Annotated in this window: 23 protein-coding genes and 2 pseudogenes; 14 read left to right on the forward strand and 11 right to left on the reverse strand. The window is 36.1% G+C overall.

Features of this window, described 5'->3' with window-relative positions; genetic code table 11:
- Position 1: 1 nt before the first annotated feature.
- Entirely contained in the window at positions 2-754 is a 753-nt protein-coding gene (locus HNQ98_RS07660) for an ABC transporter ATP-binding protein (protein ID WP_184285036.1), read from the reverse strand.
- Positions 755-967: 213 nt separating this feature from the next.
- On the opposite strand from HNQ98_RS07660, the gene HNQ98_RS07665 reads away from it, so the two are divergent.
- The 3 genes from HNQ98_RS07665 to HNQ98_RS07675 all read left to right on the forward strand — a co-directional run bounded on the left by HNQ98_RS07665 (position 968) and on the right by HNQ98_RS07675 (position 3,274).
- On the forward strand, positions 968-1,408 hold the full coding sequence (locus tag HNQ98_RS07665) for a MarR family winged helix-turn-helix transcriptional regulator (RefSeq protein ID WP_014975008.1): 441 nt from the start codon (positions 968-970) through the stop codon (positions 1,406-1,408).
- Entirely contained in the window at positions 1,405-2,286 is an 882-nt protein-coding gene (locus tag HNQ98_RS07670) for a metal ABC transporter solute-binding protein (protein ID WP_184285037.1), read from the forward strand. The genes HNQ98_RS07665 and HNQ98_RS07670 overlap by 4 nt, the downstream gene beginning before the upstream one ends.
- 127 nt (positions 2,287-2,413) lie before the next feature.
- A complete protein-coding gene (locus HNQ98_RS07675) occupies positions 2,414-3,274 on the forward strand; it encodes an aldo/keto reductase (RefSeq protein WP_135197903.1) in 861 nt (286 codons plus the stop codon).
- 82 nt (positions 3,275-3,356) lie between these two features.
- Here HNQ98_RS07675 and HNQ98_RS07680 read toward each other — a convergent pair whose 3' ends face one another.
- From HNQ98_RS07680 to HNQ98_RS07700, 5 genes are read right to left on the reverse strand one after another with little or no spacing between them, the layout of a single operon-like run.
- A complete protein-coding gene (locus HNQ98_RS07680; protein WP_014975011.1) occupies positions 3,357-4,124 on the reverse strand; it encodes a DUF2705 family protein in 768 nt (255 codons plus the stop codon).
- A gap of 3 nt (positions 4,125-4,127) precedes the next feature.
- Entirely contained in the window at positions 4,128-5,033 is a 906-nt protein-coding gene (locus tag HNQ98_RS07685) for an ABC transporter ATP-binding protein (RefSeq protein WP_135197904.1), read from the reverse strand.
- A gap of 29 nt (positions 5,034-5,062) precedes the next feature.
- On the reverse strand, positions 5,063-5,956 hold the full coding sequence (locus HNQ98_RS07690; protein ID WP_223822782.1) for a hypothetical protein: 894 nt from the start codon (positions 5,954-5,956) through the stop codon (positions 5,063-5,065).
- Positions 5,926-6,831, reverse strand: a complete 906-nt coding sequence (locus HNQ98_RS07695) for an ATP-binding cassette domain-containing protein (protein ID WP_135198213.1) — start codon at positions 6,829-6,831, stop codon at positions 5,926-5,928. Before HNQ98_RS07695 ends, HNQ98_RS07690 begins: the two co-directional genes overlap by 31 nt.
- Positions 6,828-7,220, reverse strand: a complete 393-nt coding sequence (locus tag HNQ98_RS07700; protein WP_014975015.1) for a GntR family transcriptional regulator — start codon at positions 7,218-7,220, stop codon at positions 6,828-6,830. The genes HNQ98_RS07695 and HNQ98_RS07700 overlap by 4 nt, the downstream gene beginning before the upstream one ends.
- A 305-nt stretch (positions 7,221-7,525) precedes the next feature.
- On the opposite strand from HNQ98_RS07700, the gene HNQ98_RS07705 reads away from it, so the two are divergent.
- Positions 7,526-8,086, forward strand: a complete 561-nt coding sequence (locus HNQ98_RS07705; RefSeq protein ID WP_135197906.1) for an ECF transporter S component — start codon at positions 7,526-7,528, stop codon at positions 8,084-8,086.
- 352 nt (positions 8,087-8,438) lie between these two features.
- Here the strand turns inward: HNQ98_RS07705 and HNQ98_RS07710 are convergent, their stop codons facing one another.
- The gene (locus HNQ98_RS07710) at positions 8,439-9,500 is read right to left on the reverse strand and encodes a BMP family lipoprotein (RefSeq protein WP_135197907.1); all 1,062 of its coding nucleotides are present in this window, start codon (positions 9,498-9,500) and stop codon (positions 8,439-8,441) included.
- A gap of 347 nt (positions 9,501-9,847) precedes the next feature.
- On the opposite strand from HNQ98_RS07710, the gene HNQ98_RS07715 reads away from it, so the two are divergent.
- Both HNQ98_RS07715 and HNQ98_RS07720 read left to right on the forward strand, forming a co-directional pair.
- Positions 9,848-10,387, forward strand: coding sequence for a YagU family protein (locus tag HNQ98_RS07715; RefSeq protein WP_135197908.1), 540 nt, complete (start codon positions 9,848-9,850; stop codon positions 10,385-10,387).
- A 70-nt stretch (positions 10,388-10,457) separates the two neighbouring features.
- Complete coding sequence (locus HNQ98_RS07720; RefSeq protein ID WP_184285038.1) at positions 10,458-11,372, forward strand: alpha/beta hydrolase; 915 nt, start codon at positions 10,458-10,460, stop codon at positions 11,370-11,372.
- Positions 11,373-11,386: 14 nt separating this feature from the next.
- On the opposite strand, the gene HNQ98_RS07725 is transcribed toward HNQ98_RS07720, so the two are convergent.
- The 4 genes from HNQ98_RS07725 to HNQ98_RS07740 all read right to left on the reverse strand — a co-directional run bounded on the left by HNQ98_RS07725 (position 11,387) and on the right by HNQ98_RS07740 (position 16,270).
- The gene (locus HNQ98_RS07725) at positions 11,387-12,193 is read right to left on the reverse strand and encodes a Cof-type HAD-IIB family hydrolase (RefSeq protein ID WP_135197910.1); all 807 of its coding nucleotides are present in this window, start codon (positions 12,191-12,193) and stop codon (positions 11,387-11,389) included.
- Between the two features lie 93 nt (positions 12,194-12,286).
- Positions 12,287-14,143: an FAD/NAD(P)-binding protein gene (locus HNQ98_RS07730; protein ID WP_135197911.1), complete on the reverse strand. Its 1,857-nt coding sequence runs from the start codon at positions 14,141-14,143 to the stop codon at positions 12,287-12,289.
- A gap of 108 nt (positions 14,144-14,251) precedes the next feature.
- Complete coding sequence (locus HNQ98_RS07735; RefSeq protein WP_135197912.1) at positions 14,252-14,956, reverse strand: LytR/AlgR family response regulator transcription factor; 705 nt, start codon at positions 14,954-14,956, stop codon at positions 14,252-14,254.
- 15 nt (positions 14,957-14,971) lie between these two features.
- The gene (locus tag HNQ98_RS07740) at positions 14,972-16,270 is read right to left on the reverse strand and encodes a GHKL domain-containing protein (RefSeq protein ID WP_135197913.1); all 1,299 of its coding nucleotides are present in this window, start codon (positions 16,268-16,270) and stop codon (positions 14,972-14,974) included.
- A 582-nt stretch (positions 16,271-16,852) separates the two neighbouring features.
- Between HNQ98_RS07740 and HNQ98_RS07745 the strand changes: the two are divergent.
- The 8 genes and pseudogenes from HNQ98_RS07745 to HNQ98_RS07775 all read left to right on the forward strand — a co-directional run bounded on the left by HNQ98_RS07745 (position 16,853) and on the right by HNQ98_RS07775 (position 23,058).
- A pseudogene (locus HNQ98_RS07745) lies at positions 16,853-18,075 on the forward strand (NupC/NupG family nucleoside CNT transporter).
- A gap of 29 nt (positions 18,076-18,104) precedes the next feature.
- A complete protein-coding gene (gene rihC / locus HNQ98_RS07750; protein WP_019040474.1) occupies positions 18,105-19,037 on the forward strand; it encodes a ribonucleoside hydrolase RihC in 933 nt (310 codons plus the stop codon).
- Position 19,038: 1 nt separating this feature from the next.
- Positions 19,039-19,967, forward strand: a pseudogene (locus HNQ98_RS07755) (nucleoside hydrolase).
- A 340-nt stretch (positions 19,968-20,307) separates the two neighbouring features.
- Positions 20,308-20,433 carry a hypothetical protein gene (locus HNQ98_RS09315; RefSeq protein ID WP_019040475.1) on the forward strand — a complete coding sequence of 42 codons (126 nt, stop codon included), beginning with the start codon at positions 20,308-20,310 and terminating at the stop codon, positions 20,431-20,433.
- Positions 20,434-20,446: 13 nt separating this feature from the next.
- Positions 20,447-20,728 carry a hypothetical protein gene (locus tag HNQ98_RS07760; protein WP_019040476.1) on the forward strand — a complete coding sequence of 94 codons (282 nt, stop codon included), beginning with the start codon at positions 20,447-20,449 and terminating at the stop codon, positions 20,726-20,728.
- Between the two features lie 5 nt (positions 20,729-20,733).
- On the forward strand, positions 20,734-21,384 hold the full coding sequence (locus tag HNQ98_RS07765; RefSeq protein ID WP_019040477.1) for a hypothetical protein: 651 nt from the start codon (positions 20,734-20,736) through the stop codon (positions 21,382-21,384).
- Between the two features lie 194 nt (positions 21,385-21,578).
- Positions 21,579-22,361: a heme ABC exporter ATP-binding protein CcmA gene (gene ccmA / locus HNQ98_RS07770; RefSeq protein WP_135197915.1), complete on the forward strand. Its 783-nt coding sequence runs from the start codon at positions 21,579-21,581 to the stop codon at positions 22,359-22,361.
- A complete protein-coding gene (locus HNQ98_RS07775; RefSeq protein ID WP_184285039.1) occupies positions 22,354-23,058 on the forward strand; it encodes a multidrug ABC transporter permease in 705 nt (234 codons plus the stop codon). The genes ccmA and HNQ98_RS07775 overlap by 8 nt, the downstream gene beginning before the upstream one ends.
- The last annotated feature ends 59 nt before the right edge of the window (positions 23,059-23,117 follow it).

Here is a 23,117-nt window from a genome sequence, read left to right on the forward strand (position 1 = left end):
ATCAGTTGCCCCCTAAAATAGTACTCATTGCCAAATTAATTTCTTTATTGAACTCACTCACACTGCGTTCAGCACGATACAATTGATGATAAATCATCCCATCTTTAATAAACAAGACACGTTTGGCATGACTAGCAACTACGCTTGAATGTGTCACCATTAAAATCGTTTGTCCTTGATCGTTTATTTTTTCAAACAAATTGAGTAAACGATCAGAATTTTTAGAATCCAAGGCCGCTGTTGGTTCGTCCCCTAGTACCAAATCAGGCTTTGTCATCAAAGCACGTGCCACTGCCACACGTTGCTTCTGACCACCAGATAATTCAAAGGGTTGTTTGTTTAATAATTCAGAAATATTGAGCTGTGGCGCCAACATATCAAGCCGCATTTTCATAGCTTGTACAGTTTCTCGATTCAATACCAATGGTAAATAGATATTATCTCGTACATTCAATGTATCCAACAAATTAAAATCTTGAAAAACAAATCCCAGATGCTCACGTCTAAATTTTGCAAGATCGTTTTCTTTAATGTTTGTAATATTTGTTCCGTTTAACAACACCTGTCCATGTGTTGACCGTTCTAATGTGGCTAATATATTCAATAATGTTGTTTTCCCACTACCCGATTCACCCATAATCGCAATATACTCCCCGTTGTCGACACTAAAATCCACATCGCGTAATGCAATCGTTGTTTTATTTGAAAATCGTGTTTTAAAAACTTTCTCAACGTGATTAACTTCTAATAACATAACTATTCCTCCAATATAGTAACTATTATGACTTAAATTGGGTACCAATGAGCTGACAAATTTTACTATAGCCTGACAAAATTGTCAGATTAGCGTATGACAAAGCAACACATTCTCATTCGTTATATATGATTAAATATTCATTTGACAAGATGTTATCTTTCTTGTTATAGTTTACTGGTTAATTAACTAGTAAACTATAGAGGCCTCATCATGTCACAATCAGATAACATTATTCAGGAACTCAACACATTTGTCCAAACGTACGCAGCAAATTCTGAGTTCATTCGCACCACCGCTGCACAGCAAATTAATGCGACTCAAGCGCATCTACTGATGCTGTTACAATCAAATAACGCAACTAACAGTATATTAGCTGAAAAGATGAATCTCACCAAACCAGCGATTACCAAAGCAATTAAGAATCTAACTGCACATGGTTACGTTACCGCAACACAGGATGCTAATGATAAACGCAGTGTTAACTATGCGCTAACACCCGAAGGCATTCAATTAGCTTTGCAGCACCAACAGTCACATCAAGATTTGCACCAAACCATTGATCACACAATTGCTGGTTTTGAACCACAACAGCAACAAACTATCATTGAATTTTTGGTAAAAATTAATCAACTAGGAGAAAATCACTCATGAAAAAGCTTATTGCATTGATGGCCGTAATTATTATTGTCATCGTTGGTTTTGCTACCTTTAAAGGTACGGCAACTCAAAAAAGTAACGATAAAATAACAATTGTTGCATCAACTGATTTTTATGCTGACATTGCCAAAACAGTTGTCGGCAACCATGGTAGCGCCACAGCTATTATCAAAGACCCCAATGTTTCTCCTGAAGATTACGAACCAACAACAACAGTTGCCAAAAAAGTTAGCGGCGCAGATATCGCATTGGCTAACGGTCTGGGTTATGATGCTTGGCTTAATAAACTTGCCAAGACTTCTAAACACACACAGCTCATTCGTATTGGGGAAAACATTTTAAACAAGAAAAGTGGTGTTAACCCTCACTTATGGAATGATCCAAAAATCATGTCGGAAACAGCTCAATATTTAGCTGATACATTAGCTAAAAAAGACCCAACTCACAAGGCTGATTATCAAGCAAACGCTAAAAAGTATATTGCTAGCCTAAAACCTGTAACCTCTCTTATTGACGAGCTAAAAAAGTCTACCAAACATCAAACTGTTGCCCAAAGCGAACCTGTTTTTGAATACATGCTTACTGCACTGGGTTATAAGGTAATGGACACAGGATTTTCTGAAGCTATTGAAGAAGGTAATGATCCTTCACCCGCAGATCTTGCTGCACTGAAATCTGCCATTACTAACCATAAAATCGCATTCTTTGTCAATAATAAACAAACAACCAGTTCTACAGTTTCGAATTTAGTTAAGCTGGCTAAAGAAAACAACGTTCCTGTTATTAATGTCACAGAAACTATTCCTACAAGTAAAACATATGTTAGTTGGAAATTGGAAGAACTCAAGCAAGTTCAAAAAGCGGTTCAATAATATCTAGTGTGAGCACCAGACAAAAATTTAACTTTCAAAAGTGATATACTAATCCCAAGAGTAAGATATCAGTGCAACAATTTCTTACTCGATACAATTTGTTTAATCTTATTTGGAGGTACAATTTATGTCTTTAACAGACACTTACACACTCAACAACGGTGTTAAAATTCCAGTTATTGGTTTTGGTACTTGGCAATCTGCTGATGGTGATGTTGCTTATCAGGCAGTCAAGTGGGCACTAGAAGCAGGTTATCGACATATCGATACGGCAGCAATATACGGCAACGAGCAGTCCGTTGGTCGTGCCATTAAAGATTCTGGTATTGCGCGTGAAGATTTATTTATTACAACTAAATTATGGAATGACTCTCACAGCTATGATGCAACCAACAAAGCGCTAGAGACGTCATTAAATAAACTCGGTATTGACTATGTTGATCTTTACTTGATTCACTGGCCAAATCCGCATGACGTTCGTCAAAAGGATGAAGAGGCTTGGGAGGCGGCTAATGCTGACACATGGCGTGCCTTTGAAGCAGCTTACCAGGCAGGTAAAGCCAAAGCAATTGGTGTTTCTAATTTCCAGATTCATCATCTAGAAGCCTTAGCAAAAACACAAAAAATTGCGCCAATGGTTAACCAAAACTTTCTTAACCCTTCAGACGGTCAAGCTGAATTGGTAGCTTACAATACAGCACATGGTATGTTGAACGAAGCCTATTCACCACTAGGCACAGGTAAGTTAATCAATTTGCCACAAGTCAATGCTTTATCTGAAAAATACGGTAAATCTGTCCCGCAAATTTTAATTCGCTGGTCCTTGGAAAAAGGTTTCTTGCCTCTACCAAAATCAACGCATAAAGAATTCATCGAAGCTAATGCTAACGTATTCGACTTTTCACTAACAACAGAAGAAGTTGATCAGCTTGATAAACTATCTGGTGTAAATGATGTGCATACCGATGCAGACAAAATACCATTTTAACCATGTTTCACGTGAAACATATTGACTAAAAAAGCACTCAGAAAGCTTAGTAACTTTCTGAGTGCTTTTTGGATCATTATAATTAAACTGAGCGCTTCTTGAAAATAAGATATGCAATACCATATAAAAGTACAATGTATACTAGATAAGCAATAATGACTTCATTAGAAGACAGTTTGATCATCTCTTTAATGGCTGATGAACTTATACTACCATACATATTCATACCCAAGTAGACGTTGAATGGATTCCATTTCAATATTGGTGCTGATTGGATCAAAACAGCTGAAATACTACTAATAATGGGTGTCCCGATGGTCATAACAACACCCATACCAATGGCAGCGCCTGAACTTTTAACCAAGTTAGTCACTAACAATACCAACCCAGCCACAAAGATCATACCCGCAAGTATATTAAATACCTGCATGCCCATCATTTGCCAACCATTACCAGCATAACCTGCCTTATCAGCAAAATTAAACTTCGGTACAAAAATTATTTTACTGATCATCGTACCAATAAATGCAGCTACAATCAACATGATATAGATGCTAAAATTCAAAACTAATTTACTGGCAAATACCATGCCACGACTAAACCGCCGTGATAATAATGGTCTAATTGTTCCAAAGGCAAACTCTTGTGAAACTGTAAGTGCCGTGATAATGATACCAGCCATATAAATGTAAATAGCACCTTGACCAAAAGCTAAGATTGTATCACCATTACGTTGAGACTTAAACACACCCATTATAATTAATGGAAATAGAAAACTTATGACCAACCATATAGCTAAGCGATTCTGTTTAAAAACCTTATAATATTCTTGTTTCATCAAAGTCAACATAACTTATTCCCCCTTATCGTCACTAGCTAATACATCAAGTAATGACTTTTCCAAATTCCCAGTTACAGTGTTAAGTGATTGAATTTGAATATCTGCACCATTGATTGCTGTGATAACTTGCTGTAAATTCTCTGCGCCAGATACTTGTACATATCCCTCATCAAGCGTAGCATCCCAGCCATTGCTTTTTGACAATTGAACCGCCGCAGCATTATTGGAAGTTGCTAATGTCCAGCGTACTTTATCATGGCTGAAAAATTCAGTCATTGTGGCAGTCTCAATAATTTTACCATGGTTAATAATAACAACGTCATCAACTAATTTTTGTAACTCATCAAGTAAATGACTTGAAATTAAGAATGCCACACCTTCATCAGCCAAACTACGAATTAATCCACGTAAATCATGCACAGATTGTGGATCCAATCCATTCATTGGTTCATCCAAAATAACTAATTTTGGATTACGAATCAACGCAATAGCAATGCCCAATCGTTGTTTCATTCCCAATGAAAAGTTTTTAGCCTTTCTCTTGCCAAAGTTGTCACCATCAATTTGTGTCTTTTGCATGAGTTCTTTAAAATCAGCCGGTTGTTTTGTATCCATGGCATATAGCTTAAGATGTTCTAAAGCTGTCAAATTAGGATAAATTGATGGGTATTCAATTAAATTCCCCATTCTGTCTAACGCTTGATGGTTATTGAAAGTGACTGATTGCCCATCAAAATTGATACTACCTGATGAGTAGCTCATTAATCCTGTCACTGCTCGCATTGTTGTGGATTTTCCAGCACCGTTAGGCCCGATTAAGCCCACAATATGACCAGCATTAACAGTAAAGCTAATGTTGTCCATCGCCTTCTTCTTACCAAAATTCTTATCAATATTTTTAACTTCTAATAAAGCCATTGCTTTCACCCCTTTTTCTTACTCTTCAATTACTTATCCCAGGTTAATTTAAACGTTGGTTTAAAGACAAATGCAAATGTAATCACCGCCATAATAGCTGGTATAATCATATTTTTAAATATGATGCCAGAATTAATGGGTGATCGTGTCTCCAACATCAATGTAAGATACATTGACACAAATACAAAAATGATAACTGGCCATCTCAGGTGACGAATCCTAACTGCTTCATCAACTGTGTCCACGCTAATCTTTGTTGATAAATAGCCACCTATCATAAATATAATGATTGCACCAGCCAGTATGATTAAATTGGCTGATAAAATTTGTAAATTATCATTATGCTCAAATAGTTTAACACCGAATATATTGTCAATCTTTTCAAACTGTGTAACTGGTGATATTGGAACAACTAGCATAAAGATAGCCGCAGCTATTTTCATCCAGATAGGACCAATTAATGTGTAGACAAAAGCCATTATACTTGCTATGAAGAAAAATTGCACACCATCTGTCGCATCACTACTAATAATATCAATCATCTTTTTAGGTTCTGTTAACAAAGTTAACACAATGTCCATTAGCGAAGATATCAAGATAGGCGCCACAATTAATAATATCACACGTGTTAGGAAGAGCTGCAGACGAGAAATGTTTTGTGTGAATAGCCAAGTGTCTAAATGTTTTAACTGGTCATTTAATACCGATGTTGCACCAACAAAAATCCAAATGCCAAAAACAACTGGTCCAAATTGTTCGCTAAAATGTTTCATTGTAATATTTTTCCACAATAAATTGGAAGTGACAGACACTACTGCCAACAAAACACCTAATGCTAATGCCAAAATAAACTGATTCTTTTTGATGGTTGTATATAAACGTATCGCTTGCTTCATGCCTCCTCCTCCAACTCTTGCTGCCATGCGTGTTCCTCTTTAGCAAAACTTGCGCGGAAAATGTCTTCACTACTAATCGGTAATTCTTCTACAAACTTAAAATCTGGACCTGCAAGCTTGATTCCGATAGCTTCTACAAAGTCATTAAAAACAATAGTCACAATATGACCAGTTTGTGCAATGATTGTCCCACTACCACGTAAAAACTCTGGTAATTTATCGCCGACAAAAGCCAACTGATATTTCTTAATATTCTTATTACCTTCAATTGAAAAAGTACGGTCAATTGTTTGATTTTTCAATAGTAAAATACGATCAACTAATGTATCTAACTCCACTAGATTATGCGATGCAATCAGCACTGTGGTATTATGTTCGATGACCTGATTGACTATCATTTGCTTAACTTGATCTCTAATCAGCACGTCTAATCCATCTAGTGGTTCATCTAACAGAATATATGGCGCTCGACTCGCAAAACTCACAATAATCATAAATAGCGCACGCATGCCCTTGGAATAATTTCGAATCCGTTTGCCATTATTTAAGTCAAAGCGCGTAATTTCTAAATCATACCAATCTTCATCAAAATCTTTATAAGCTATTTTCAAAATTTCTTTGATTTTTTGAGGTGAATAATATTTCAACCAATTATCTGGCATATCAACATAAAACAACTGATCATGTAAAGCAGTCGTATTGATATAATCCAACTCATTCAAGCCAATGCGACCAAAATCAGGTAATAACTCACCAGCAATTGTACCAAATAATGTTGTTTTCCCGGCACCATTACGGCCGACTAAACCAACAATTTCTCCCTCATTTAATTCAAAATTAATATTATGTAATACCGTTTTATTTTGAATTTTTTTAGAAATATTTTCAATTACAAGTGTCATGCGTTCTCCCTCGCAGGCTTTTTAGTGGAAGTACCATAAGCTTCAGCAATCCAGTCATTTAATTGCTGAGCGGAAATGGCGGCTCGTTTAGCTTCGATCACAACTTCCCCAAGCTGCTCACGTAGTTCTTCAATCAGGCGTTGGTCTGCTACTTGATCATCATTAGCACTCACAAACGTCCCTTTGCCCGTTACTGTCTCAATAACATGCTGTACTTCCAATGCCTTGTAGGCTTTAGCCACAGTATTTGGATTTAATCCCTCAATTAAAGCCATCTCTCTGACAGACGGTAATTTTTCTCCCTTAATTAGCACACCATCAGCAACCTGTGCCTTAATGCGCCACATTAATTGCTCGTACAATGGTTGATTCCGTTGAATTTGTGCCATTCATGTACTTCCTTTTTAAATTTTTGCTAGTTGCTTAGCCAAGTAACCAATACGACCAACAAATGTTAACTGTGTTTCATTAATTCCCCTTGTTACTACAGTGTCCCCTTCATAAGTAGGCACTGTACTACGTGTACTATATTACGTGGTACAGATAATATTGTCAATAAAATGCCCGAATTTATTATATTTTTATATAAGAATTGCCAATTTATTTTAGTTTGTAAGTTTTTCTTTGCAAACATAATTACAATATTATGATAAAATAAATCTAATTATTAATTTAGGAAATCACGAGGCAAACTATGAAAGAAGATCGTGTGACGTTAACAATTGTTTTGGTTGCTTTTTTTGCAGCTATCACTTTTGTGGCTACAAGTATTCAAGTACCAATGCCATCATTAATTGGTAAGCCCTTCGTTCACCTCGGCAACGCTGCAGCCTTACTCTCTGTCTTATTATTAGGTTATAAACGCGGTGCTTTGGCCGGTGGGATGGGGTTAGCAATTTTTGATTTGATACATAATTATGTATTAGATGCACCTTATTACTTTTTTGAAGTGTTTGTTGTTGGTGGTGCGGCTATTCTTGTTGCCCGTACACTCCGATATCAGCGTAACCGACAAACCGTCAACCTTGTACTCATTATTTTCAGTGCAATCATTACTAAATTTATCACCTCAACATTGCATAATTTCGTGATGGCACTTGTTAAAGGATTAACTGTGCAACCAGCAATTGCCGCAACAATTACCTCAATCATCCCGACAATTGTTAATTGTATCATCACAATGATTGTCGTATTAATTGTTTTCCCTATATTAGACCATCAACTTCATGGTAAACTCATGATGTCACATAATTAGTAGCACGAGTAAAAGCAAAAAGCGCCGACAATAGCTGTCAGCGCTTTTTGCTTTTAAATAAACGAAACCCCATATCAACTAAATAATACGGGGAAAGAAAATATATTTGAGAATGAGAAGATAGGGAGAGAGAATGAGATGAGAAAATTTCTTATATTATTTAACGAGGTTTCGTTGTTTGATAAGTTAAGTATTCTTATCAATACGTATATGATAACGAGTCAACATTAAACACACCTTAAATATGATTATTCACGCAATCAATCTAAAACATCAAATTAAAAATCATCTAAAAACACGCTATTTTGACATATTTGTCTGTCAAAATAGCGTGTTTTTCCAAAATGATTAATTATTTGATAGCACTCAACTTTGTTGGTACGGTAATCTTACCATCCAAAATTTGTTGCTTGGCTTTTTGTGTTGCTTGCCATGCGGATTCTGACATTGAATCACGAGCAATATCAACACCTTGTTCTTTTAGACCGTAGGTAACTGTTTTACCACCAGGGAATTGATTATCTTTTCCTTGTTTAGCGACACGCTCAACGGCATTATCAACACGCTTAATTGCAGAGGCTAAAGTGAAGTTAGCTTTTTTGCCATCTTTAGTTGTGTAGTTCCCGTCTTGCTTTTGGTCCATATCAACACCGACAACCCAAACTTTTTTATCTGCTGTTGTGTTTTGATTCTCGGCCTTTGCTTCAGCAAAGACACCATTTCCTGTGGCACCTGCTGCCTGGAATATCACATCAACGCCACTAGCATACATTGCTGCGGCAATTGTTTTACCTTTAGCGGCATCAGTAAATGTATTCGCATATTGTGATACAAAAGTTGCTTTAGGATTTGTTGCCAAGACCCCGGCTTTAAATCCAGTTTCAAATTGTTCAATCACTTCACCTTTAACACCACCGACAAACCCAATTTTCCCAGTCTTTGAAGATTCAGCGGCGGCGACACCTGCCAAATATGATGACTGTTCCGAATGGAACATAATCGAAGCCGCATTTTTATAAGGTACTTGCGCCTCAACCATGGCAAATTGCGTATTAGGATTAGTCTTAGCCACCTGCTTCATTGCTGGGCCACCCATGAATGAAATACCAACTACTAACTTATACTGCGCTTTAACTGCTTGCTGTAAATTAGATTTAATTTCTGAACCATCATTGGAAACCAAGTAAGAAAAACCATTCTCCCCTTGTTTCATATGATTCTTCTCGCCAAATTGCTTAATACCAGCCCATGCAGACTGGTTAAATGACTTGTCATCAACACCACCAGTACTTGTAACCAATGCTACCGAGTAATTATCACTTTTGCTTGAACCTGAATTCATAGCAATAGTTACTCCGATACCAATAACAGCCGCAGCACCAATAATGGTACCAATCAATGTTGAACGTTTCATAATTATTATCCTCCGACCACCCGTCTCTCTGTACGGTATGGAAATTTGTCGATTAGTTATAAAGCACATTGACATTAATAATACCAGCTATGATTAACCAAAGCAAGACCCTCCCTACTACTGTTAATATTATTTTCACAATATAAATTTTATTCCATTTTTAATACTTTCATAAAATATTGAAAATAGCTGTTTAACCAACATTATTAACAAAATATAAAATATTTTTCTAGTTGTTTGACAATTCACAAATAAACGTTTATACTAACTAATTGTAATAGATTAAATTGCTGTTAACTATTATGGTTATCACAATTTAATTTCTTTAATGGAGAAGGGAAGTTCTTATGTTAACATTAGAAAAGCCACAAGCAGGCTTTAAAGAAATCATCATCAAAAGCATCTGGTATGGTATTATTGCTGGCATGATATCTGGGATGGTTAAAATTGGTTGGGAAGCCATATTTCCACCACGTACGATTGCACGTAATTTAATTAACCCACCACAGCACATGGCACAACAAATTGGTATTCCAGACCATTTGATTCAATCATTTGTGTATTACTCAACAGATCAAAAAGTATTCTGGTTCACTCTTGTATTGCATTTCTCATTTGCAATTGCATTTTCAGTACTGTATGTTTTCGTCTCACAGTATTGGAAGCAAATTGGTTTGTGGCAAGGTGCTGCTTATGGTCTTGTGCTTTGGGTTATATGGCATGTCATTTTAATGCCTGCATTTGGTACAGTTCCAGCACCATGGAACCAACCATTTAGCGAACACTTCTCAGAATTCTTTGGACATGCTGTTTGGGGCTGGGCAATTGCTGCAACAGTTTACTACTTGATTGCCAAAGACAAAAAAGGTCATTTAACAAATCTCTAATCATACTTACAAAAAAGCATCCTTTTGGGGTGCTTTTTTGTATAATAATATGTAGAGGTATATTTATATTATGCTATTTAAAGACAAACCCGACACTTTTGTACCTGCCACCATCCCTTCTACGGCTAGGCAACGTTACTTAAATATTGCATATGCTTCCGATGAGCACCATACTTTAGATATCTATTTACCAACAGGCGAAACAACTTTCCCAGTAATCCTTGATATTTATGGTGGTGGTCTCCTACGTGGCCGAAAATCATCCGTCAAGCTTAATCCCAGCCTCCGATTTTTAGCTGATGGTTTCGCAGTAATTAGTCTAAACTACCGATTGAACACACCCGCCAAAAATTATTTTCCAAATCAAATTGCTGATATTCGCGCTGCCCTTGATTTTCTTAGACAGCATGCTAATGGTTATCAGCTTGACATGAATAACGTCACACTAATCGGTGAATCTAGTGGTGCTCAACTAGCAGCGTTATCGGCTGCCAGCTTTTCAGCTCAAGTTTCGTTAGGTACCCTAGGTAGTCCGCAAACTGATCATTCTTTCCCGATAATTAACAGTATTATTGGTTTATACGGTCCATATCAAGTTGATCAATTTCAAGAACAATTTTTGAAGCTCAATATCACACCTAAGTTTCAGGAAACTGAACAGGCAAATGCTTTTGAAGCGATTATGTTGAACAACACCCCACCAAAATTGGCACCTGATTTAGTCATTCAAGCTAATCCAGCAACATATTTTACCTCAAAAATGCCACCACTAATGTTAATTGCTGGTACTAAAGATTCTGTTGTGCCTTATTTACAAAGTATCTCATTAGCTGAAGCATACTACAAAACAACAGGTAAACATGCCATCACACACTGGGTTTCTGGTGGTGGTCATGGTCCAAAAGATTATGATACTGATGTCATTTACCAGAAAAAATTAAGTTTTATACGTCAACACATAAAAACAACAGCAATCACTAAGTGATTGCTGTTGTTTTTTTAAATAATATCTAAAATTGTTTTTAGTACACCAGCATGGTTATTATCTATTTCAATATGGTTAAAATCACCTTGTAGCGTTGCGTTGGGCATAACATATGGATGCCCAACACTACTTAACATTTCAAGATCATTACCACCATCCCCAAAAGCCGCAACATTTGCCATATCAATACCTAAATGATCAGCCAACTTCTTGAGTCCGACGGCTTTGTTCACTGTTGCTGGCACAATATCAATTGCTCCAGTTCCGGTCTCAGTAACATGTATCGCATGATCCAAAGTTAATTTCGCTGCCTCATAAAATTTAGTTTCATTAAAGTGCTCCCAATTCATAGTGACCTTCAAAATCGGCTCTTTAATTTCTGAAACATCATCAAATATTTTAATATGCTGAAAAAAGCGAGCCTTGTATGCCGTCATTGTACCTGAATACTGTCGCGGAACATAGGCTGTATCATCTGTTGAATAGACCAGACCTCGGTCCGGCTTCACTGGAAAATCTATTAATAATTGCTGTACTTGTCTTAATATTGCAGCAGAAATTGTGCGTTCATAAATCACTTCACCCGCCGACGTCAAAACGCGTGCGCCATTATTATTGACAAAGGCTAGACCTGAATCTAAAAAGTTCGCTAATAATACGTTAATCCGTTCTTGATGGACCCCTGTAGTTATCACAAACGGTATATTTTTAATTTTAAGTTTTTGTAACACAGACTTAAACAGCACTTCATCAAAGGTTTTATCATCTCTCAAAAAAGTGCCATCTAAGTCAGTTGCAATTAACTGAATGTCTGCTGTCATGTTCTACCTATCAATCATTTTTACCACAAAACGACCTAGCGTTCTGTTATTAGTTTAACATGATAAAATATCAAACGTTATCTTTTTACGGAATTATGCATGCGCTAAAATACGTTCTGCTATCCAAGCACCTTCCCGCAAAATGATGGTATTCACACCAGGTCTTGGAATCACTGTGCTAAACCATTTTAGTCCCTCCAGCGGAATACCATAAATATATAAATTATTTACCAGTTCCCCATCACGATTAATCACTTCAAATGTTTGATGATCAACATTGGCAGCATCTAGTTTGTAGGTTGACCCATTACGACGTGTCCGTACTGGTTGTACTAAAATACCATTATCACGCAAATGTACAATCAGCGGGTTACGTGCGACAGCGATACTTGTTGTCCCCAAACGTGCCTCAATTAGGGCATTACCTTTAAACTCTTGATGGCGCCTATCACGGGCAACAAAAGCACCATTTTCTGTTGTAACTTTAATGCCTGGTGCTGTCACTTCAAAAATACCAGCTTTCATCAAAGCATATAGTTCTTCCGTACGTTCTAATGATGGCCCAACAGACACGAGTGAATCAAATGGTTTAAAACGGCTCAAAAACTTCTCATAATCATCTGCTGAAAAGTAATCATGTTCCACCACATGTCGTACCCAATTACGTAGATCACGTAAAATATCGAACGTTCCTGCCAATGGTGCCAGTTTATTACCAAGACGTGCATCATCAATAGTTGCCTTCAAATAGTCAAGAAACCATGTCTTATAATCTGCATCAGCATCTAGTTGGCGTGATGGATGACAAATATCCTCAACATCAAATATTGGATAATCTGTTAAACCAAATGATCTTGCCGTTTCAATTAAATCAGCACTTGTTAGCAAAGCCTGCTTTAATGCTTCAGTTTGATTATATGTCAAGGTCTGTTGATCGCTACTTAGAATATTAGAAATATATTTATAAGTTAATTCTTTAATCATCAGTTTTTCAAAATCATCATAAGCCATATAACCGCCACCCTTAGCGCGTAATGCATCCAAAGCGGGCAATGTTAAAAATGTTGGTTGATATAACTCACTTGTTGATTTTTGATTCACACCGCGGGCACGTAATGGCAGGCCACCACGCGATCCAGCGATGACATGTGGTTCATTGCCTGACGCTTGATACACTAATTCCCCATCATCAGTACGCACAAATTGACCACCTCTGCCAATTGAAAAATAAGCAAGATAATCAAAAAAACTCAGTCCGAGCCCCCGCATAATAATTGTATCTTTGTCACTAAACTTTGATAAATCTGCTTCAGCGGGATGAGTTGGGCCCACATACTGTAAGCTATGTTGCGTGGCAAAATTATCGAACTGCCTTTCTTCTTCAGTTAACTCGACATCAGAATGACCTAAAGCCATTACAACGTGGTCAGCTAACATTTGTGTGCCATCAGTTAAATTCAATTCGAACTTTGTGCCAATTTTTTTTAGGTTGTTTACCGCTTGTTGCGTAAAGGTAAGCGTATGATTACTACGCACACGACTTTTTAACCAATTAAAATACCAAGCAGCATAAACGCCAAGCATACCCCGCGATGAAAAATCACCAGGTTGTGTTAAATAACGTAATTCATCACTATATCGTCTATCATATTCTGAATGACTCGCTAAGAATGCTTGTGCTTCGGTTTCAATCCATTGTCGCATGTTCGGTCCCGGAAATGGTGTGCCACCATTTTCAATTGAGTCATCATTAAATAAGGTCACCTGATCAATCACGGTGTTCATCAAAAAAAGTTTGTTGTTAACAATAAATGGATCCCAAACACGACCACCTATAGTATATGGATCATAAATTTGAACATCGAGTTGTGTCTTGTCATCCGCCAAATTAATAAGGCGCTCGGCAATAGCGAGTCCTCTTGGTCCAGCACCAATAATCGCAACTTGCATATATTTTCTCCCGGGTGCATAATTATGAACATCTATTCTAATTCTAAACTATTTACAATTATAATAGTTTTCAATGAGGTTTTCAAAAACCATTTTTGACGATATATTTCATATTGCTAGTAGCACTTTTAACATTTTAAGATACTTTCTCGAGCAGGGCAAGGTAACTTGATGCTTTAATGTAACTGTATGCGCCTTAGTATCTAAAGATTCGATCATGTCCCGATTGATAATATATGCTGCATGAATTCTAATTAACTTGGGATGTATTTCAGCTAGTGTTTTAACAGTACCACGAATTTGAATTGTTTGTTGAGAACAATATATCGTTAATAAGTGGCTATTTGCACCATTATGCGCAATATAAATCATGTCTTCTAATGCAATGTTCTCTCCAGTTGGTAGTAAAACCATTTCAAGTTGCTTTGTCTCATGATTATTATTGAAATATTGCTTAGCAGCATCCTGCAGTGCTGATTCAATACGTTGCACAAATTGTTGTTCGGGTAACGACTTATCTATAAAATCAATTGCGCCAATATGGTATTCATAGCTGGTAGCAACCATTTCGGAATGTGTCGTGACTACAATAATTGGCGATAAAGTATCAACTCGACGAATCGCTTTGGCAACATTAAAACCGGCTTCATTCACTGTCTTAATTTCTAAATCTAATAAAATAGTCTTAGGCTGTTCATCTGCCATTAATGCCGCCAAAAAGGCCGTTGGGTTATCGAATATACGACATGTATCGATAATATTTCGGATGCGTTTTTGCTGTATTAATGTGTCTTCTAACAAATAATAATGCATCTTGTCCCTCTTTTTCTAAAACAACAATTTTTGTGTAAATATTTCTGAATTAACTGTTGTTGTCAATGATATATGATCATGTTGCGCAATATATTGATTAACAAAATATAATCCAAAACCACTATGATCAGATTTTGAAGAATACCCCATCGTCGCAATGTTCTCAACATTAATATGACCCATATAACTATTCCTGATAACAATCTGTTTAGAATCAATGAATAAAATGGTAACTATCTTTTTTTCCGATGGCGCTGCCGCCTCAATTGCATTATCTATTAAAATGTTAAACAGCCGATAAAAATTCAGGTCATTTTCAAATTTCGAAACCTGAAATGGTTGATTTATCTCAACGCTGAAGTTAACACCGAGATCCTTAGCATATTGATATTTAACTAAAATAGCACTTTTTAAATTAATATCTACTATTAGATACAAATGCAAGTCACGCGTCTCTAGCAACCCAATTTCACTAGTTTTAATAACCGAATAATAGGTGGTCTTGATATCGCTCAAGTTACCGAGTTGAATACCATATTCTAAACTGGATACAATATTTTTATAATCATGTTTAAATGATAGGTACTCTGCATAGTGCGATTCAAGTGTGTGTGTATAATTATGCGTTGCCTCAAGTTCATCACCATGTTGCTTGAGTTTGCTCAATAGCAACTCTCGATAGCTTAATCCAGCAGGTAATATTACAAGTATCACTACCACAACTAACAAGAAAAAATCTAACCAGATTGAACCAAAGAATGCGTTTGTTGCAAATAAATACGCACAAAAATCGTTAATAATACGCAGACACAAACTAATCCAAAGCAGTCCTTTAAGTAGCTGAGGATGCCCTAATAAGAAAGCCTCCGTCAGCCATTGATACTTAAATCTTCTGACTATAATGGCTACACCAAGGGAAAAAATGTTCGCCAAAAAATCTAAACTAACTTCAATCACTGGTTCGACATCAAAAAATGCTACCACTGTTTTTTCTAAATTCGGTATCCAATAAGCAAAAAAACTACTAACAATCGCATAGAGGAGGATTATTGATTGATTACTAGCAAGTCGCTGTTGTCGTCCCAAAATATAAAGTATTGCGATCGCAGCAGTTGAGCTAAAAATTGCCCTCAGTATCGCCGAATCAAAACCATTACCAATAATATTAACAACGTATAATAATGGCAATACCCTCACTAAAATACGCCCAGAATAATGTCGCTGACTTAGGAAAGTACTAAACCAAGTCAACATGACAACACCCTCAAACAACGGCCAAGTCACGCTATTTAAAATATTTAAGATTTGAAACATATGAAGGGCTCTCCGTAGTCTGCTCTTTAAAAACAACTGCATGAATTAATAAAAATGTGCCCCAATATAGTCAGGCCTACCCAATGGTTACAACAAAAAATCGTTCCAATCAGGGCCGATTGGAGCGAATTTCTTAACTGTTTAGCTGAATTGCTATTTATCTTTTTATATAATAAAGTAATTTTATACAAAAATCAACTTTGATTTCATTATATTATACTAAAAATATGCTTTAAAATTAGTGGCATTTTTAGACAATTTAGATACCTTAATATCATAATAAAATTGCCCGGCAACTCTCTTAAACAAACTGTCTCATGCTTATTAGTGTTACAATCATAAAAACTCCGGAATCATTTCGAAAATTTAATAACAAGACATCATGTTTTTAGATAACGTTACAGTTATAATGATATTAGAAGTTAACAAAAGTGATATTGTCAATTAACCTGTTATGTCAACTTTATAAAGCTACTTGAAAATTTAGTTTGGAAGCGCTTTCAAGACTAAATAAACTATGTTATACTGGTTTCGGTTAAACGTTTTACTTCATTATGTTTACTTTCACAGGAGGAAAAAACAATGTTTTTATTTGCTAATGTATTTGGTATCTTTGTTTTCATTGCCATTGCTGCTTTGTTTTCACGAGATAAAAAAATATTCAATGGCGATCTGTTGGCATTGTATTAATCATCGAGATAGCCTTAGCTTGGTTTTTTACACAATTCAAGGCAGGACAAATTGCGGTTCAATCTGCATCTGACGCCTTCAATTGGTTGGTTTCCGTTGCATCAGAAGGTATTGCATTTGCTTTACCTGAATGGTTAACATCAAACAACGGTGGTCCCAATTTTGTGACATCAGCTTTACTACCGATTTTACTCGTTGTCCCACTATTTGATATTTTGACATATATTGGAATATTACCTTGGTTTATTAAATGGGTTGGTAAAGGTCTTGCTTTCATTACTGGACAACCAAAATTTGAAGCCTTCTTTTCTATTGAAATGATGTTTCTGGGTAACACTGAGGTGCTAGCTGTTTCAAAGTCACAATTAGACAGCATGTCGGCAAAGCGTAATTTGACATTAGCCATGATGTCAATGAGCTGTGTCACATCAGCAATTATCGGATCATATACACAAATGGTACCCGGAAAATATGTTTTAACAGCTATCCCACTTAACATCTTAGGTGCCATTATCATTACCTCCATCTTAAACCCCAATAAAGTCGCCTCAAAAGATGATGTCATTGTTACTATCCATGAAAAAGGTACTAAAAAGGAACCATTCTTCTCATTTTTGGGGGATTCTATTCTTGGTGCCGGTAAATTAATCTTAATTATCACTGCAACCGTTATTGCTTTCGTTTCGTTAGCAGCCCTAATTAACCAACTATTTAGTTTAACCGGGTTGCATTGGTTAACACTTGAAAATATCTTTGGTGTGATCATGTTCCCGTTTGCTTGGTTGTTAGGCTTCAACGTCGACGATGCTTTCAAGTTAGCGCAATTCATGGGCACCAAGTTGGTTACAAATGAATTCGTAGTTATGGGTCAAGTGTCAAAATCAATCATGGCTAGTAAGGGTTTGTTCGCCAACGAACATGCACGGATTGTCCTAACTGTCTTCTTAACAAGTTTTGCTAATTTTGGCACGCTTGGTATGATTATTGGTGCATTTAAGGGATTAGTTGATAAAGAAAAGAACGATTATATTAGCTCACACGTGCCATACATGCTATTATCAGGTATCTTAGTTTCATTGTTATCGGCAGCAACTGCTGGTCTGTTCGTATGGTAAACAAGTCAATAATTTAGAAAGGACTCGAAATGACACCTATTATTTTAGATATGGACCCAGGCATAGATGACGCTGTGGCATTGTCAATTGCACTCACGAATCCAGCAATCGATATTAAATTACTGACAAGTGTTGCCGGTAACGTTTCTGTAGATAAAACCACAATTAATCTTTTAAAACTCACAACATTTTTTAAGCAAACCCAGGTACCTGTAGCACGTGGTGCCGCATCACCACTGCAAAAAGAATTCGTTGATGCCTCATATATTCATGGCGTATCAGGCATGCCTGGCTATGAATTTCCAACTGTCACGACACAAGCTTTAACCATCGATGCAGTCAGCGCCATGGCAAAAGTATTGTCAGAAGCGCCTGAACCAATGACAATTGTCGCTACTGGTTCTTATACAAATATTGCTTTGTTAATCCAAAAACACCCCGATCTATTAAACAAAATAAAACAATTTGTTTTGATGGGTGGCTCATTATCTGGTGGCAACGTCTCATCAGTAGCAGAATTTAATATTTTCACTGATCCAGATGCTGCTAAAATTGTCTTTAAAAGTGGTGTGCCCATTGTGATGATCGGCTTAGATGTGACCTTAAAAGCTTTGCTATCTCTCCATACCATCAATGCTGTTGCCAGCCTTGGCGAAGCAGGAAAAATGTTACATCAACTCATGACCGCTTATGGTGACAGTGAATCCGGTGGCAAACCAATGCATGATGTTAACACCATTTGTTATTTATTAAAACCAGAATTTTATACAATAAAAGATTATTGGGTTGACATTATTACAGAAGGTCCAGCAGCTGGGGCCACAATTGCCGATACACAAAACCGCTGGTCGGATGGTAAAATCAATGCCAAAGTGGCAGTTGATATTGACACGGAAGCTTTTGAAAAATGGTTCATTGAACAAATACCAGTGATGAACCAGTATTGTGAAGGAGCAATTTAAGATGGCATCCACAAAAATGATTTTAGATTTAGATACTGGTGTTGATGATGTATTAGCGATATGTGACCCACGGGTTGATCTCATTGGTGTGATTGCCTCATATGGTAACACTTTAGTTGAAACATCAGCACAAAACACCCTCAATTTATTACATTTACTGGGTGGAAATGATGTGCCGGTCTATTTAGGAGAATCACATTCATCTACGACTGATCATTTTGATGTAATGCCTATATCAAAAGCCATCCATGGTGAGCATAGCGTGGGAAATCTGTCATTAGCAACAGCAATACGCAAAATCGAACAAACAAGCGGCATTCAATTTTTAATCGACATGGCGCATAAATATCAAGATAAATTGATTTATGTCCCAACTGGTCCTTTGACAAACATGGCAAAAGCCTTGAAAATAGATCCTGAAATATCTCATTTATGGGCGGTGCATTAACAGTGCCTGGTAATGTGACGCCTTTCACTGAGGCAAATATTAATCAAGATCCCGAGGCCGCAGACCTTGTTTTTACAACACAAAACAACTTAACAATGGTTGGCTTAGATGTCACTCTGCGTACATTATTAACCAAAAAAGATACACAACAATGGCGTGAATTAGGTACAAAAGCTGGTACTGCTTATGCTGATCTCATGGACTTCTATATTGAAGCCTATGCTCGGTTAGACATCGATCATCGTGGTGCTGCCTTGCATGATCCATTGGCAGTTGCTGTGGCCATTGATCCAAGTTATGTCGTGACAATTCCCCTGAATATGCGCGTCACTTACGATAAAGATACAAAGGATTGTGGCCGCACAATAGGCGATCGCGAACGGTTGCTCGAACCACCAACAACAAATGTTGCTGTTAGCGTCAACGCTAAACGGTTTGTCCGTGATTTTATGGACTTTGTGATTGCTGTGTTAAAAGCTTAAATAAAAAAAGGATGGCCACTTGTCAAATTATTGATAAGTGACCATTCTTTTTTATACGCTCACAATTTATGACTGTAACATTCAAATTTAGAGTTAAGACAAGGTGTGGATCTATGTCAGTAAGACAAAAACGAATTCTACTTTGAGTTGCTTAAATTATAGAAAAAAGATATCGTGATTATTTTTGTCGATTATTAACAGTAAATAACGAATCAATAATTGTTATATTTTTAAAAATGTAATTTATGTGATAATTATGTGTATTATATTGCTATTTACACATATGAAGAATATAATGATCTTAACCTACCATGCTTTAGGTTAAAAAGAAGGAAATAATATGCAAACAGGAACAGAAGAACTAAAGGTCGTTGAAGCTCAGAATACTATTTCTGTCTTCGAGAAAGAGCTGGATGAAGATGCTTCATTCATCATCACAAAGCAAGTATGGGCGTGGAACCATTAAAAAGGAGTGATCAATGAATTTTACAGAATACATTGGTCAGTATAAAGAGGCAGAAGCTTGTCATTTAGAAAAGTTTCCTGCCTTTTTTGCTAGACTGAAAATAGCAAGAAGACTAATAAAAAAAGAAATTCCTGTCAATAATATTCGGAACTTAAACGCACCCTACTACTTAAGCGATCTAGGTGTCAGAAAAGCAGAAGACCCTTTATTATATGCACGATATATTGCTGAAGAATTCAACACTATACTGCCAGAATCCGATCAAATAGTAGAAGAAATAATGACATTCCTCTAGAGGAATTGAAGCACTGGTTAGATATTGTTATTTTACTGGTAGGTGATTATACAGCAATTGGATCCGTTATATTAAGTAGAATAGACGAAATAATTGATTCAAATGATTATAAATTGTTACTATATGCAGGAACGGCTCTAGCAGCCAATAACGAATCGAGATATCAGAACTGTTTTGAAGCAGCTTTACGTATTAAAAATGTCGAATTCGAAGACAGTTTGATTATTCATCACAGAATTGCAGTTGCGAACCTTAAACGAAGTCATAACTTGAATGAGTTTAACAAACAAATAGATTTATTACTATCGTCATATAATATGGGGAAATCAAAAAATTTCTGGTTAATATTGGAATTAATTAATAATTTGTCTGGACTATCACAAGTAAAAGAAAAGACGTCAAAAACCATATTAAATTTAACAATGATAAATGCTGATAGTATTCTGAATGCTGCCTTGCTTAATGAACCTGATGAACTGCGATCAGATATGATTTTACGATACCTAGGGCAAGTCGCAATAAACAGAGCACAACTTTTGATGCATTCAAACCAATTAGGCATGGCAAAAGAAGTGTTGGTTAATAGTTTAAAAAGAAACTTAGCAAACAATTCATTATATGCGAGGGGAAACGTATGGTGTATTAGCAGTCATTAATTATAAAAATAAGAATTATGATGAAGTTATAAGTAACTCTGAGAAGCCTTAGAGTATTCTCGCAGTATAGGGAATGTTATTGCGATGGAACAATCTTATAAAACTTTGATAAATGCATACCATAAAATTGGTGAAAAAGAAAAAGCTATTGAGTTGGCATTTCTATACAAAGAAAAAGATAAGGATTTATTTATATGAGTCAGCAAGCAAGCCAGGAAACTATTTTAGAGGTACGCGATTTAGTTAAAGAATATAATAGAAAAAAAGTACTAAAAAAATTATCTTTTGAGATACATGAAGGAGAAATTTTGTCTTTCATTGGACCTAATGGTGCTGGTAAAACAACGTTGTTAAAAATTCTTTCGGGATTTCTAACTAGTGATAGCGGAGCAGTTTATATTTCTCAAAAAGAAGTTACTAATCAATTGGATTTGTTAAATAAAAAGGTTAGTACAGTATTTGGCGGCGGAAATGGATTCTATAAAAATGCTAGTGTAGTTGAAAACCTTTTTTTCTTTGCGTCTTTAATGGGTTTAAGACGACACACAATTCCTGAAAAAATTAAACATGTATTAAAGCAGGTAGAACTCACTGAACATCAAGATAAAAAAGTTGGGCACCTATCTATGGGCATGTTGCAACGTTTACATATTGCCCGTGGATTACTAAAGGATAGTCCAATACTGTTATTAGATGAACCAACAAATGGCGTGGATGCAGAAATATCGCACAGTCTAAGAAAAATTATCAAAAATATTGCTCAACATGGTACGGCAGTTATTTTAACAAGCCATATTTTACAGGAAGTTAGTGATTTATCAGACCAGATTTTCTTACTATATCATGGAGAAATTATGTTTTCAGGAGATTTATCACATATTATAGCGGCATCAGGTGTCGCATATATTGATAGACCAGCAACTTTGGAAGAATCTTATCTTGGTTTACTAGCAAAAATAGGGGGAAATCATGCATAGATTTTTTAACATGTATATTTTCCATATTAAGCAGTATGCGCATAATTCCTATTTTTTTTGGCTGGTTATCACGAGTACAATAAGCATTTTGATGTTAAAGTATGTGGCAGCTTACGCTGATAATCAATTATTAAATAGCCAAGATGTTATAGTAGCAGGTATTTTCGGCATGTGGAGTAGCGCAGTAACATCAGCTGGAATTTTACATTTTCAAAGATCACAGGGTGTTCTTGTCTACCTTGTCAATAGCCCAACTAATACCTTTACTAATATAATTGCACTAGTAAGTTCAGCTTCAACTTTTGGATTAACTGCGTTACCGTTATCATATATTCTTACCGGAATTCTTAATAATGGATATTTTCCTGTTATTTCAATAATACAAATTGGATTGATTTTATTATTTTGGTTTTCTGCCTTACCCATTACATATGTTGTAGCAGAAATATTTTTACTTACGAAAAATGCATTTATCTACGAGGAATTGTTTGTAATCCCCGTTTTAATTTTTTCTGGTTTATTGAGTATCAATAAACCCCTTATAGTATATACAGATTCATTAAGTTTTTTGATTCCAATTACGTATCCTGTACACTTATTAATGGGCTATACAAATCTAACTGTAATCAACACTATTTTATGGGTTCTAACCTTATCTGTTTGCTCCTATCCTAGTATTTGGTACATAAATTTCTGAACAGTTGTGCCATAATTAATAAAACAAGATAGGAGCATTCCAATGAAACGATATCAAGA

The organism is Leuconostoc carnosum, assembly GCF_014207505.1.
Lineage (GTDB): Bacteria > Bacillota > Bacilli > Lactobacillales > Lactobacillaceae > Leuconostoc > Leuconostoc carnosum.